Origin of the sequence: Bacillus sp. 3G2 (assembly GCF_044324725.1) — a bacterium.
Classification (GTDB): domain Bacteria; phylum Bacillota; class Bacilli; order Bacillales; family Bacillaceae_G; genus Bacillus_A; species Bacillus_A mobilis.
Genome location: NZ_CP172246.1, coordinates 754,806 through 767,581, shown reverse-complemented (window position 1 = coordinate 767,581; position 12,776 = coordinate 754,806). Strand labels below are relative to the sequence as shown.

The 12,776-nt window shown below is 37.0% G+C and carries 14 protein-coding genes, 8 tRNA genes and 2 riboswitches; of the genes, 2 read left to right on the top strand and 20 right to left on the bottom strand.

Annotated features, from left to right (window positions below; genetic code table 11):
- Positions 1–19: 19 nt before the first annotated feature.
- From thiD to tenA, 10 genes are read right to left on the bottom strand one after another with little or no spacing between them, the layout of a single operon-like run.
- Complete coding sequence (gene thiD / locus ACHZK0_RS03880; RefSeq protein WP_131934209.1) at positions 20–841, bottom strand: bifunctional hydroxymethylpyrimidine kinase/phosphomethylpyrimidine kinase; 822 nt, start codon at positions 839–841, stop codon at positions 20–22.
- A 6-nt stretch (positions 842–847) separates the two neighbouring features.
- A complete protein-coding gene (locus ACHZK0_RS03875) occupies positions 848–1,867 on the bottom strand; it encodes a thiazole biosynthesis adenylyltransferase ThiF (RefSeq protein WP_061679175.1) in 1,020 nt (339 codons plus the stop codon).
- Positions 1,860–2,630 (bottom strand): thiazole synthase, encoded by a 771-nt coding sequence (thiG, locus tag ACHZK0_RS03870; RefSeq protein ID WP_063263448.1) that lies wholly within the window; start codon positions 2,628–2,630, stop codon positions 1,860–1,862. Before thiG ends, ACHZK0_RS03875 begins: the two co-directional genes overlap by 8 nt.
- A gap of 2 nt (positions 2,631–2,632) precedes the next feature.
- Positions 2,633–2,836, bottom strand: a complete 204-nt coding sequence (thiS, locus tag ACHZK0_RS03865; RefSeq protein WP_001049508.1) for a sulfur carrier protein ThiS — start codon at positions 2,834–2,836, stop codon at positions 2,633–2,635.
- Positions 2,837–2,851: 15 nt separating this feature from the next.
- A complete protein-coding gene (gene thiO, locus ACHZK0_RS03860) occupies positions 2,852–3,961 on the bottom strand; it encodes a glycine oxidase ThiO (RefSeq protein ID WP_097863268.1) in 1,110 nt (369 codons plus the stop codon).
- On the bottom strand, positions 3,954–4,574 hold the full coding sequence (gene tenI / locus ACHZK0_RS03855) for a thiazole tautomerase TenI (RefSeq protein ID WP_262740924.1): 621 nt from the start codon (positions 4,572–4,574) through the stop codon (positions 3,954–3,956). Before tenI ends, thiO begins: the two co-directional genes overlap by 8 nt.
- Before the next feature lie 10 nt (positions 4,575–4,584).
- Entirely contained in the window at positions 4,585–5,586 is a 1,002-nt protein-coding gene (locus ACHZK0_RS03850) for an ABC transporter substrate-binding protein (RefSeq protein WP_270607033.1), read from the bottom strand.
- Entirely contained in the window at positions 5,583–6,335 is a 753-nt protein-coding gene (locus tag ACHZK0_RS03845; RefSeq protein WP_262740930.1) for an ABC transporter permease, read from the bottom strand. Before ACHZK0_RS03845 ends, ACHZK0_RS03850 begins: the two co-directional genes overlap by 4 nt.
- Positions 6,335–7,084, bottom strand: a complete 750-nt coding sequence (locus ACHZK0_RS03840) for an ABC transporter ATP-binding protein (RefSeq protein ID WP_001256807.1) — start codon at positions 7,082–7,084, stop codon at positions 6,335–6,337. Before ACHZK0_RS03840 ends, ACHZK0_RS03845 begins: the two co-directional genes overlap by 1 nt.
- A complete protein-coding gene (gene tenA / locus ACHZK0_RS03835; protein ID WP_000666826.1) occupies positions 7,053–7,748 on the bottom strand; it encodes a thiaminase II in 696 nt (231 codons plus the stop codon). Before tenA ends, ACHZK0_RS03840 begins: the two co-directional genes overlap by 32 nt.
- Before the next feature lie 82 nt (positions 7,749–7,830).
- A riboswitch (TPP riboswitch) is annotated at positions 7,831–7,934 on the bottom strand.
- Between the two features lie 60 nt (positions 7,935–7,994).
- Positions 7,995–8,106, bottom strand: a riboswitch (TPP riboswitch).
- A gap of 269 nt (positions 8,107–8,375) precedes the next feature.
- Here tenA and ACHZK0_RS03830 point away from each other — a divergent pair.
- Together ACHZK0_RS03830 and ACHZK0_RS03825 are read left to right on the top strand one after the other, a co-directional pair.
- Positions 8,376–9,536, top strand: a complete 1,161-nt coding sequence (locus ACHZK0_RS03830) for an SH3 domain-containing protein (RefSeq protein ID WP_262743563.1) — start codon at positions 8,376–8,378, stop codon at positions 9,534–9,536.
- A 5-nt stretch (positions 9,537–9,541) separates the two neighbouring features.
- Positions 9,542–9,880 carry a hypothetical protein gene (locus tag ACHZK0_RS03825; protein ID WP_262743562.1) on the top strand — a complete coding sequence of 113 codons (339 nt, stop codon included), beginning with the start codon at positions 9,542–9,544 and terminating at the stop codon, positions 9,878–9,880.
- Positions 9,881–10,121: 241 nt separating this feature from the next.
- Here the strand turns inward: ACHZK0_RS03825 and ACHZK0_RS03820 are convergent, their stop codons facing one another.
- From ACHZK0_RS03820 to ACHZK0_RS03775, 10 genes are all read right to left on the bottom strand, one after another.
- Positions 10,122–11,273 (bottom strand): DUF3965 domain-containing protein, encoded by a 1,152-nt coding sequence (locus tag ACHZK0_RS03820; protein WP_262743561.1) that lies wholly within the window; start codon positions 11,271–11,273, stop codon positions 10,122–10,124.
- 293 nt (positions 11,274–11,566) lie between these two features.
- The gene (locus ACHZK0_RS03815; RefSeq protein ID WP_262743560.1) at positions 11,567–11,986 is read right to left on the bottom strand and encodes a CBS domain-containing protein; all 420 of its coding nucleotides are present in this window, start codon (positions 11,984–11,986) and stop codon (positions 11,567–11,569) included.
- Positions 11,987–12,115: 129 nt separating this feature from the next.
- Positions 12,116–12,187 (bottom strand) — tRNA-Glu (locus ACHZK0_RS03810).
- A gap of 1 nt (position 12,188) precedes the next feature.
- Positions 12,189–12,263 (bottom strand) — tRNA-Asn (locus ACHZK0_RS03805).
- A gap of 8 nt (positions 12,264–12,271) precedes the next feature.
- Positions 12,272–12,348: transfer RNA gene (locus ACHZK0_RS03800), tRNA-Ile, on the bottom strand.
- Between the two features lie 9 nt (positions 12,349–12,357).
- Positions 12,358–12,428: transfer RNA gene (locus ACHZK0_RS03795), tRNA-Trp, on the bottom strand.
- Between the two features lie 6 nt (positions 12,429–12,434).
- Positions 12,435–12,507: transfer RNA gene (locus tag ACHZK0_RS03790), tRNA-Thr, on the bottom strand.
- A gap of 9 nt (positions 12,508–12,516) precedes the next feature.
- Positions 12,517–12,592, bottom strand: a tRNA-Phe gene (locus tag ACHZK0_RS03785).
- Positions 12,593–12,600: 8 nt separating this feature from the next.
- Positions 12,601–12,676, bottom strand: a tRNA-Asp gene (locus ACHZK0_RS03780).
- Positions 12,677–12,679: 3 nt separating this feature from the next.
- Positions 12,680–12,756: transfer RNA gene (locus tag ACHZK0_RS03775), tRNA-Met, on the bottom strand.
- Positions 12,757–12,776 lie beyond the last annotated feature (20 nt).

Below are 12,776 nucleotides of genomic sequence, written 5' to 3'. Positions count from 1 at the left end.
AAACTGGCTTCTCCTGTCTTTATACACGTGTATTATTCATCTTATACGCAAAATGATTCGTCGGCCCATGACCACTTCCAATATTCAATGGCTCTTCAATTGCTATACTAATAAATCGTTTTGCTTCTTGAACTGCCTCTTCAATAGAGTAGCCTTTCGCAAGTCCTGCTGTAACCGCTGAAGCAAATGTGCACCCACTTCCGTGCGTTTGCTTTGAAGGAATTCGCTCACTTCTAAATTCGATAAATTGCTCACCATCAAAGAGTAAATCAATTACTTCATTACCTTGATATTCTGCATGTCCGCCCTTCATAAGCACGTATTTCGCACCTAATTCATGCAGTACTTTCGCAGCTTCCTTGCTATCTTCAACATTATGAATCTCCATCCCAGTTAACACTTCTGCTTCAGGAACATTCGGTGTTACAACGGTTGCTACTGGTAATAAATATTCTTTTAATGCTTGTACTGCTTCTTGTTGTAATAATGATGCACCGCCCTTAGCAATCATAACAGGGTCTAGTACAATATTATTCCAGCCAAATTTATTAATATGTTCTGCTACAATTTGAATAATTTCGCTACTAAATAACATTCCTAGTTTCACAGCATCTGGTGTTAAATCCGTACCAATTGAATTCAACTGTTCCGTAATACCTTCTAACGGAACTGGATATACCCCTTGAACGCCAAGCGTGTTTTGAGCAGTAATTGCCGTAATAGCTGTCATTCCGTACACACCAAGCTCTTGGAATGTTTTTAAATCTGCTTGAATGCCGGCACCGCCGCCGCTATCAGATCCTGCAATTGTTAAAGCTTTATTTACTTTCATCCCACTCATCCTTTTCTATCCAAAATAGCGATGATAAATCGTTTTTGCTTCGCTTATATCTTTCGTTCCATGTACAAGTACACGTCCATCTTTGAAAGCAACTAATCTCTTTTCCTCCACAGAAAATGATAATAAATATGGATTTACATTTAAATCATTCACACGATCATTCAGCAGCTCTTTGTATCGTTCAAAATCCATTTCTTCTTTATGAGGTGGTCTAATTTGAACTGTATTTCTCCCGCATAAAACTGCTGTTTTCGATGTGTTTTCTTTATTTAAATACGGGTATATCGCATTCTCTCCACACGAAGGACAATTATGCTTACGAAGCTTTTGCACATTCATACATGAATATTCATTCTTCCATACATCAAACGACACAAGCCCATCTCTAAGTGATTCGTAATCTTCCACTAACAATTTAAGAGCTTCCGTAACTTGATGAGAAACGACGAGAGATACAGCAGGAGATATAATGCCCGCTGTATCACATGTCGCTCCGCCAAGCGGAATCGATTGTAATAAACAAGATAAACATGGCGTTTTACTAGGAAGAATTGTATAAGAAAGGCCGTAACTCCCTACACATGCTCCGTAAATCCATGGAATAGAATGTTTTTGCGCTATATCATTCACAATGAAACGCGTTTCAAAATTATCAGTTGCATCAATAATTACATGAACGTTTGTAACGAGTTCTTCTAATTCCTCAGCTGTTACATCTTGAACGAGAGCTTCTATTCTTACTTCACGATTGATCTCTTCTAGACGTTTTTTTGCCGCTACAGCCTTCGGAAGATTATTTTCTACATCACTCTCTGCATACAATTGCTGCCTTTGTAAATTACTCCAATCGACATAATCCCGGTCAACAATCGTTACTGTGCCAACACCAGCTCTTACAAACATCTCTGCATTTGCACTACCTAATGCACCTGCACCGATAATGAGTACATGCTTTTCTCTTATCTTTCGTTGCCCCTCTTCTCCAATTGGAGAAAATAATTCTTGGCGAGAATATCGATTATTCAACTACGCTCATTCCTTCTAAAGGACTACTTGCTGTTGCACAACGTTTACGTGCAATACGACCCGCTTCAAAGCCAATGCGCCCTGCCTCGATACCTAATTTCATTGCGTATGCCATCTTAATTGGATCTTTTGCTCCCGACACAGCCGTATTTAATAACACACCATCCGCTCCTAATTCCATCGCAAATGCCGCATCAGCTGGACTACCAATACCAGCGTCAACGATAACTGGTACTGTCGCTTGTTCAATAATGAAGCTTAAATTTAACGGATTTACAATACCAAGCCCTGAACCGATTGGTGATGCTCCTGGCATAATTGCATGCACACCTAGTTCTTGTAATTTACGTGCTAATACAACATCATCAGATGTATACGGAAGAACGATAAATCCTTCTTCTAGTAACATTTCAGATGCCTTTAACGTTTCTACTGGATCAGGTAATAACGTTCTATCATCACCAATAACTTCTACTTTGATCATGTCGCAAAGCCCCGAAGCTTTTGCTAATTTTGCAATACGAACCGCTTCTTCGGCATTTTTTGCTCCAGCTGTATTCGGTAATAACTTATATTTTTTCACATCAAGTTTCTCTAATAAATTAGGCTGCTTTGCATCAAATATGTCCATACGACGTACTGCGAACGTTAAAACCTCCGCCTCAGATACATCAATTGCCTTTTGCTGCACATCAAAATCAGGGAATTTTCCTGTTCCTAATAAAAGTCTAGAATGAAATGAAAATGGTCCAATATTTAACATAATCAACCGCCTCCTACGAAAGTTACAATCTCAATTTGGTCTCCATCAAAAACAGATGTATCTGTATGATCATCTTTTTGTAAAATATCTTTATTACGCTCTACTACAACGATTCTGTTTTCTAACTCTAAATGTGTAAGTAGCTCAGCTACTGTTTTTACACTCTCTGGCACTTCAATTTGATTACCATTAATTTTTAAATTCAAACTTCCAGCCCCTTTCTAAACTGTTTTAGAAAGCAATGAATCTAGCAAGTGATTCTCCTGCTTTCCTTCTATTAAATCCGCCATATACTGACCAGAAACAGGACTTAATAAAATACCGTTTCGATAATGCCCAGTACAAGCATATAAACCTTTTATTTCTTCATGCTCTCCCATATAAGGAGCTTCGTGATTCGATTGTGGTCTTAACCCTGCCCATGTGCTTTCCCACTCTGCTTCTTTTAAAGCTGGTAATATCGTATACGCACGCTCTAATATAGAAGTAATACTTTCTGGCTGCACAGTTTTATTAAACGTATGAGGCTTCATCGTTGCTCCAATTACGTAACGTCCGCCGCGCTTTGGTGCAATATAAAATCTTTCTTGGAAAATAGGAGCCTTTAAAAGTTGGTTTCTACTTCTTACCGCTACTACTTCTCCTTTAACTGGATATGTACCCCATTCGTGGTGAAAATGACGCAGTAACTTCGTGCTCCATGAACCACCCGCAATAACAACTTTTTCACATGTGATACTACCTTCGCTCGTCACAATCCCAGTCACTTTATTATTTTCAATACGAATATCAAAAACTTCTGTCTGTTCATATATATCAGCACCCGAAAATGATGCAGAATGTGCGAATGCTTTCGTAAGCTCTGGTGCAATAACATGACCATCTTTCGGATAATATACAGCACCTATGATTGACTCAGAAAGAAATGGTTCTTTCTCTCGTAAACGATCTCCCGTTAGAAAATAAGAATCTTCACCAGTTTTCTGCTGCCAATCCATAATGTGAAGAATTCTTTCCTTCTCCTCTTCATTTTGGGCAATGCGATAAATGCCTTTCTCTTCATACCCAATATCGATGCCTGTTTTTTCACGTAAAACTTCTGCAAGTTGTGGAAATATAGCACGGCTTTCTCTTGCAAGTTCAAATAGTGGGTCATATGCATCCCATTCTGCCTGAACCCCAAGTAAACCAGCGGCTGCTTTCGAGGCTTCAGATGCAATTCTTTGCTTCTCTATAATCGCTACCTTATGTCCTCTTTCTGCTAGAAAATGTGCAACTGAACTACCAATTACACCACCGCCAATTATCGCTACATCATACTTCTTACACATGTTTTTCCGCCCACTTTCTTATTGATTCCTTATAAGATTTCGCTTTGTTATACGGGTTACTACTACTTATAATTCCAGACATAACAGCAATACCACTGACGCCGTTAGTAAGAACATCCCTGGTGTTTTCTGTGGTAATTCCGCCAATTGCTGTAATCGGTATGGATAAACACTTTACAATGTCTGAAACCTCTTCAAGCCCTCTTGCTGGCACACCTTTTTTACAATCTGTCGGAAATACATGACCATAGACGAGTGAATCCGCTCCATTCTTAAATGCATCAATCGCCTCTTCTAAAGAATGCACAGAATAACCCACATGCAAATAAGAAAACTTTTCTTTCACTGACCTTACATTTGCGCTTCGATATCCTAGCTGTACGCGCGGAATGTTTAATAAAATAGCAATATCAATTCGATCATTTATCACTATCTTCGATGCCGGAAAGCCTTTCTTCAAAAGACTTTCCACACCTTCATACAATTCCTTCGTACTTTTCTCACGCTCACGAATATGCAAATAATCAATCTCACTTTCAATTTGCATCGCTACATTCACTAACTCTTCGAATGACATGTGACCATTTGAGATTACATGAAGCTCATTTTTCATATTCATTCGCCTACTTTAAAATGTTTTCGAATAATTCATCGGCTGGAACGATTTCTTTCGTCATTCCTTTATCCTTCAGCCATTTATTTTGTTTCTCCCATGATTCTTTTGAATCCGATAAGAATGGCTCATCTTTCGTTTCCATCTTCTCTAATAAAATTTTCATACTTTCTTTTTCAACTTCTGGTACAAGTGGGAAGTTTTCTTTTTCTTGGTGATTTAATAAAATATTTAATGCTTCATCTGGATTTTTCTTCATGAAATCATAGCCCTTTTTCGTACCACGTAAGAAAGCTTGCAACGCTTCTTTATCTTTTTTCAACGTTTTATCACCTGTTACAAATACAAGCTCATGATAATTCGGTACACCGTAATCAGCTGGATTAAAGTACGCTGGTTCATGACCTTCATGACGCATAACAGGTACTTCATGGTTAATGTATGCCCCCGTTACCGCATCCACTTTTTTCGTAATTAATGCCGGTACTAAATCAAAGCCCACATCGACTACTTTCACTGTATCTGGATTACCACCAGCTTCTTTTACCATCGTTTTTAAATACATCTCACTTAAAGGTGTTCCAGAATATCCAACTGTTTTCCCCTCTAAATCTTTCGGCGATTGAATGCCTGCTGATTTCAGCGATACAACATGATTTAATGGTGAACGTACGACAGCTCCAATTGATTTCACTGGAATTTGTTCATTTGCTTTTGCCATAACAACATCAGGCTGATAATATAAGCCCACTGTTACTTTTCCTGCAGCTGCTAAAGTTAATGGGTCAGTCGGATTGGAAGGGAATTTAATATTCACCTTTACTCCTTCTTCTTTAAAGTATCCTTTTTCAATTGCCGCATAAATAAAGCTATGTACCGCATTTGGGTACCAATCAAGCATGACCGTTATTTCTTTTTCCTTTTTACCCTTATCTGATGCTGAATTACTAGAACATCCAGCGATCATTGCAACTAATAATGTAAACACAAAGATGCGTTTTAAAAATTTCATGAATGCTTCCTCCAACTAATGAATTTCTTTTCTAATACCGAAATAAGTATGACGAAGAAAATAGCTAATAATGATAACAATACAATCGGTGCAAATACACCTGCTCCGTCTAACTGCGTCATCATTCTTTTACTGAAATACCCTAGCCCAGCTTGTGCACCGAGCCATTCACCAATTGCTGCCCCAATTACACTAAGCGGAACTGCAATTTTTAAAGCTGAGAAAAAATAAGGAAGAGCAGATGGCAACTTTAATTTAAGAAAAACATCTTTTTTCGTTGCCCCGTACGTAACTAAGAGCTCCTCCCATTCTTTTTTCGTACTCCGTAGTCCATCATACGTATTGACCGCAATTGGGAAAAACGTAATTAATACCGTAACAACAACCTTACTCCAAATCGTATATCCAAACCATAAAACGAAAAGCGGAGCAAGCGCTGTAATCGGAATCGTTTGTGAAGCAACTAATAATGGATAAAATGCTCTCTCCATCCAATTACTCGCATTCATTAACATCGCTAGCCCTACTCCAAGTACGATAGAAATAGCTATCCCTATTAAAACGACGTATAATGTTGCCGGCAAATGAACCGTGAATAATATATCTTTTAGTTTCCATATCTTCATTACAATTGCAGACGGTGACGGTAAAATGTACATTTCATCTACGATTCTTGCGCCTACTTCCCAGAAGACAAGTAAGATGCTAGAAAGTGTAAGAGCAGGTAATAGCTCCTTCAACCGGTTCATCATACGAGTACCTGCCTTTGTAACATACTAAGAAGCTCATCTTTAAGCGCTAACACTTCAGGCTTATATAAATCTTTTCTTGTTCGATTACGATCAAGTGGTACAACCCTCTCGGTTAAAGTAGTTATCGGTTGCTGCTCTACTACTAAAATTCGATTAGAAAGAAACAATGCTTCTTCCACATCGTGAGTGATAAATAAGATTGTTTTTTCCCACTCTTTCCATTGTTCAAACAGCCATTCTTGCAAAGATGCCTTCGTTAAAGCGTCCAACGCGCTAAACGGTTCATCTAACAACAATATCTCCCCGCCTGTTAATAAGGTTCGAATGAAAGATACGCGTTGCCTCATACCACCAGATAAATCTTTCGGATATTTTGTCTCATACCCTTGTAAGCCAAATTTATGTAACAGTTCCTTTGCCTTTATTTGTGCTTCTTTCTTCTGTACACCTTGGCACTCTAGCGGCAAAGCAGCATTCTCAATAATCGTTCTCCATGGCAGGAGCATATCTTTTTGGGGCATATAGCCTACAGGATGACTCTTTGTTTCTGTCAGCTCTATCTGTCCAGTACTCGCCTCTTCTAAACCTGTAATAAGGCGAAATAAAGTACTTTTCCCGCATCCACTCGGTCCGATAATACTTACAAACTCTTTATCTTGTATAGAAGCATTTAATTCATTGATGATTGGTTTCTCATCATAATGAAAAGAAACATTATGAAACTGTAGTATGTTCTTGCTCCTCAAATCCCCACATCTCCTTACGATAGGACATATCCCAGAATAAATATTCAAATCGACTGGAATATAGGAAAATCTCCTCTAATCGATCTAGCTCTTTTTCAGACTTTCCAACTGCCATTTCATTTAATAAATCTATTAACCAAATACAAAGATTACCGTATTCTTCAGAACTATATCCTTGAATCCACTCACCAAAGAACTCATGATCTCTTGCTCCAGGAATATCATTTAAACGCTTTCCAATTTCCCAATAGCTCCACATACATGGAAGAAGAGCCGCTATTAATTCCGCAAGTGTGCCATTTTGAGATACAGACATCATGTAATTTGTATAAGCTAAATTTTTAGCAGATGGTTTTGCTGACTCTATCTCCTCTATAGAAATTCCAAGTCTTTTTGCATACTGTTTATGGATTGTCATTTCTCCATTTAATATGCCATCAATTTGTTCAGCGAATTTCCCCATTACTTGTGGATTCGTTGCCTTTACAACACCAATCGCATATAGCTTTGCATAATCTAACAAATATAAATAATCTTGAATAATGTAATACTGAAACTTATCTTTTTCTAACGTGCCATCCCCCATACCTACTACAAACGGATGATTATGACTCATCTCCCAAACTGGTTGTACAGTTTCTAATAATCTATCGCAAAATTTCATTTCCCTATCCCCTTCCTGTATGTGTATATAAATAAAAAACCACTTCTAAATAAGAAGTGGTTACAGCAAATAAAATTATGATTTATTCGTTGCTCCACTTCCCTTCGCTAGTATTACCTAGATCAGGTGTTATAAGGGTTAAGGATTATTCCTCTCTCAGCACAACAAGCACCCCTAGTGGTTTCAATATGAAATTTTCAAACAAAAAAGCCCCGTTTCTATACGCAAAGAAACGGGGACTCATTATTAGTGTCCGAATTGCTTCCCTACGCTAGCATAATCTAGATCAGGTAATGAAAAGGATCAAAGGCTTACGGCCTACTCTCAGCTGGCAACACCAGCTCTCCTAGCAAACTATGAAATTAACACTGTCAGTATAACATCGTAATAAGACATCATCAACTGTTTTAATTTTCTCAATTGTCAACAAAGTAACAAAACTATATAATACTTATATTCTATCTTAAAAATTATTATCCTAATTAATTGGATAAAAAGGAATCATTATCCTCAAAAAATTTATTTTTATATTGATTTCATATTACATTTATGTGAATACACCCACTATATTATATCTTTATACTATAATAAAATTACAACTATACAACTAGAGGAGGTCTCTATTATATGAATATGAAAGCTACTGCTTTAACAGCAACTACTGTCGCAATTGCCTCTTTACTTCCTTCTATGGGAGAAACAAATATACAAACAGCCAACGCTGAACAATTATCTAATGTGAAAATTGGATATGTCAAAGTCGATCAAGTAGCCTTACATACAAAAGATAACGCAAATAGCTCTTCACTTGATACAATTCGCTTTAATACGAAAGTGAACATACTTGAAACAACTAATGGCTGGTATAAAGTATCTGTTAATAATAAAGTAGGTTACGTACAAAAAGATGCTATTCTACTAAAAAACAAACTTCAATCTAATAATCAATACATCGTTAATGCCAATGCATTAAACGTTCGTTCTGAGCCTAATTTAGAATCTTCAATTTTAGATGTATTACCAAATGGGAAATTCGTTACCATTCAAGAAGAACAAGGCGAGTGGTATAAAATTTTACATAATGGCAAAACAGGTTACGTACAAAAAACGTTCGTGTCTAATGGTTCACAGCCTTTAGTAAAAGGCATCACAGTTCAAAATAATACGAAATACACAGTTGCAACACCTAAACTTAATGTACGTAGCAACGCTAGTACAAGTAGTGCACTACTAGGTTCATTACAAAATGGTACACAAATACAAGTAGTGGAAACTGTGGGAACTTGGTATAAAATTCGTTTTGGCACAGGATACGGATACGTGGCAAAACATTATGTGATGCAAAATCAAACACAATCACAAGCTCAAACAGCTCAACCTACTTCCATTCCAGCAGTTTTCAAATTTCCTACTCAAGGAAGAATTAGCTCAACCTTTGATATTCGCTGGGAACAAATGCATTATGGTATAGATATTGCAGCTCAAGGTAATGTCTCTATCCAGGCGGCGGCAGCAGGTAAAGTGGTGAAATCCTATTATTCAGCTAGCTATGGCAATGTTGTGTTCATCGCCCATCAAATAAACGGGAAATTATATACAACAGTCTATGCACACATGAAAGATCGCGCTGTACAAGCTGGTGATCAAGTACAAGCTGGACAATTAGTAGGTCATATGGGAAACACAGGTCATTCATACGGGCAACATCTTCATTTTGAATTACACAATGGAGAATGGAATTTTGAAAAAACAAATGCAGTAAATCCACTGCCATATTTAGTTAGGTAAATTGTATGCCACGCAATATCAATATACCTCTCTTAATTGAATACTTAGCCTTTTTAGGCTTAATCTGTTGTTTAATCATTTACAATACAAATACTGTATTTTTATCTATTATCATTGCTTTTGTTGCTTTAGAAATTATGATGGAATCTTTTCAAGTACAACTAAAACAAAAAATTGCCCATATATATAATGCCATCTTTCTATTAAGTGCCCTAATAACAAATATTATTAGTAATGGTTTTTATTTATCTACCGTATTCCCTGTATTCTTTATGGCTGTTTTATTATTCATAGCCAGATACATCAATGTCCCTACTAACAAAAAACACGAACAAGAAGCTTAGAAAGAGGAGACACTGTGTACCGATCTTTCAAAGATAATCCGATAAAATATATATTGAATTTATACACAAAAATAAATACTTTTTTTGGTATACAAGGAAGCAATACGGCACAATTTCTCCTTTATGGAATGTTATTTCTCGTCTTAATTGCGTTCTCCTTGTTTTACTAATAAAAAAAGGATCTCAAATAAATTTGAGATCCTTTTTAATTTATATAAATTTTTTATATAGAAAATGCTCTTTATCCGCAAGCATATTTTTCATAAATAAAGCTAAGATTATATTTTTTCTCTAAGCTCATTCTTTGCTCATCATCGCACCAATAGAACAGAATGTCATGAATCGTTGCATAACGCTTATTTTTAAGAAATAGTTTAAAGAATGATGGCAAACAATCATGTAATTGTATAAATATATAATTGCGTAATATTTCTTCTTTATATTCAATGCCCTTACAAATATACAGTAATTCTTCACAATAATATGCATGTTGTGGAACTTGAATCATTTCGAAAAATGGCACATATGATAATAACTTCCCGATAAAATGATCATATCGATCCATTATTCCTATCGTCATATGCTCCATCATTTCTTTCATTACATATAAATAATCATCTACATGAGTAGTCTTGAGTGGGTCTAATCGATCTGAAATTTGAGAAAGTACAGCTCTTTGACAAGCTAACACCGCTTGACTAGGTCCATAATATGATAGGAAGTCTGTACACTTACGATATTTTCGTAATAAGTCATGTGTGTATAAGTCATACACAAACGTATTACAATACATCGCTAGACTCATCATATCACTATTTAATTGCTCTTTTGATAGTAATTTAGCTCTCTTACACATATAAAAGAATGTAAATTCCAATACTTCTTTATGAGATAATAGATGCTTACAATCCGTTATACATTTCTCATTAAATTTAACTCTATCCCAAATTTCTACATCCCCATCAGTCAATTCACCAATACGATATTTAATAATTAAATAGTTTAAAGCAACCGCTTGCGTCAAAAGATCCCACGTTTCATATTCCAATGAAGTGTGAACAAACTCAGCTAGTCCTTGAGTTATCATAAAAGTATTTGCTTCTTCATACCAACCAATCTCTTGGCATAAACGAAGAATACGTACTAGAGTTGGAATTTCATCTTTATGAAACTGCGGTAAATTCTTTACTTTATTCATTCCATATACGATAAATGCCGCTAAATTTTCTTCTTTATAAAATTCTTTTTCTTTCCACACTAATATAGTTCGTTCTTTCCCTTCACCTTTTGGATGACAAGGTACAAGTAAAGATAATAATTCAGCGAAATTATTTGGTTCTATATATGTATCTGTAACCAAATTCCAATTTGGATCGCGCTGTACAGCCCTCATATAATTCCCCTTCCCTTTTGTCTACATAGGAAATATTAATCCATTATTACATCATTAACAATGAATATTGTTATATTCGAAATCTTTCATAATACTTATATCTATCAGTATATCATTTTTTCTCTTATTTAAAATTAGGAATGACAAATTTAAATAAACTGTCGAAATTACTAACTATATACTTATTATATAATGTCTCAGATACATCATGCTAACATATTAGTTTAATCCATATACTAGAATAATGCATCTGATTTTGATACGTAACTTATCCCACTAATGAAAGTCTCTCTTCACTCCGTGTGCTCCGAGATTTCACTTAGAGCAAATCCAGCTTGATCATCTGCCGATTCTCTTATGGCTAAATCACCTAGTGCTAGCATCCCAACAAGTTGACCACCTTCAACTACTGGTAATCGTCTAATTTGATACTGTGCCATTAACTCTGTAGCTGTTTCAATAGAATCATCTGGAGAAACTGAAACAATGTTTGTTGTCATTACATTTGTAATTTTATTAGATCCAGGATGTTTCTCAGCAATCCCACGAACAACTAAATCTCGGTCCGTAACAAGCCCAACAACTTGCTCATTTTCAACAACTGGAATCAATCCAATCGATTCTTCTTTCATCTTTACAGCAGCCTCATATACATTGTCTAGCGGTGTACAATGTACAACATGAGTACTCATAAAGTCTCTCACTCGTGTCATTTTGTCTCCTCCTTTTTATACATACCATAGCTTTTCCTAAATTCCTTTATTTATTTCAGGAAAATCAGTTGATAACAGAGGATTCTACAAAATAAAAAAGAGTCAGCATATTGCTGACTCTTTTTTTTATGACCCGTACGGGATTCGAACCCGTGTTACCGCCGTGAAAGGGCGGTGTCTTAACCACTTGACCAACGGGCCATGGCTCCGCAGGTAGGACTCGAACCTACGACCGATCGGTTAACAGCCGATAGCTCTACCACTGAGCTACTGCGGAATAATATATGGTGGGCCTAAATGGACTCGAACCATCGACCTCACGCTTATCAGGCGTGCGCTCTAACCAGCTGAGCTATAGGCCCATATACTTACAGGGGCAGTAGGAATCGAACCCACACTGGAGGTTTTGGAGACCTCAGTTCTACCTTTAAACTATGCCCCTAAAGGATGCCGACTAGAGGACTTGAACCCCCAACCTACTGATTACAAGTCAGTTGCTCTACCAATTGAGCTAAGTCGGCATAAAAAAATGGTGGCTCGGGACGGAATCGAACCGCCGACACGAGGATTTTCAGTCCTCTGCTCTACCGACTGAGCTACCGAGCCAACATAAATGGCGGTCCCGACCGGGGTCGAACCGGCGATCTCCTGCGTGACAGGCAGGCATGTTAACCACTACACCACGGGACCATTTGGTTGCGGGGACAGGATTTGAACCTGCGACCTTCGGGTTATGAGCCCGACGAGCTACCGTGCTGCTCCACCCCGCGACAATATAATATTTTTAAAA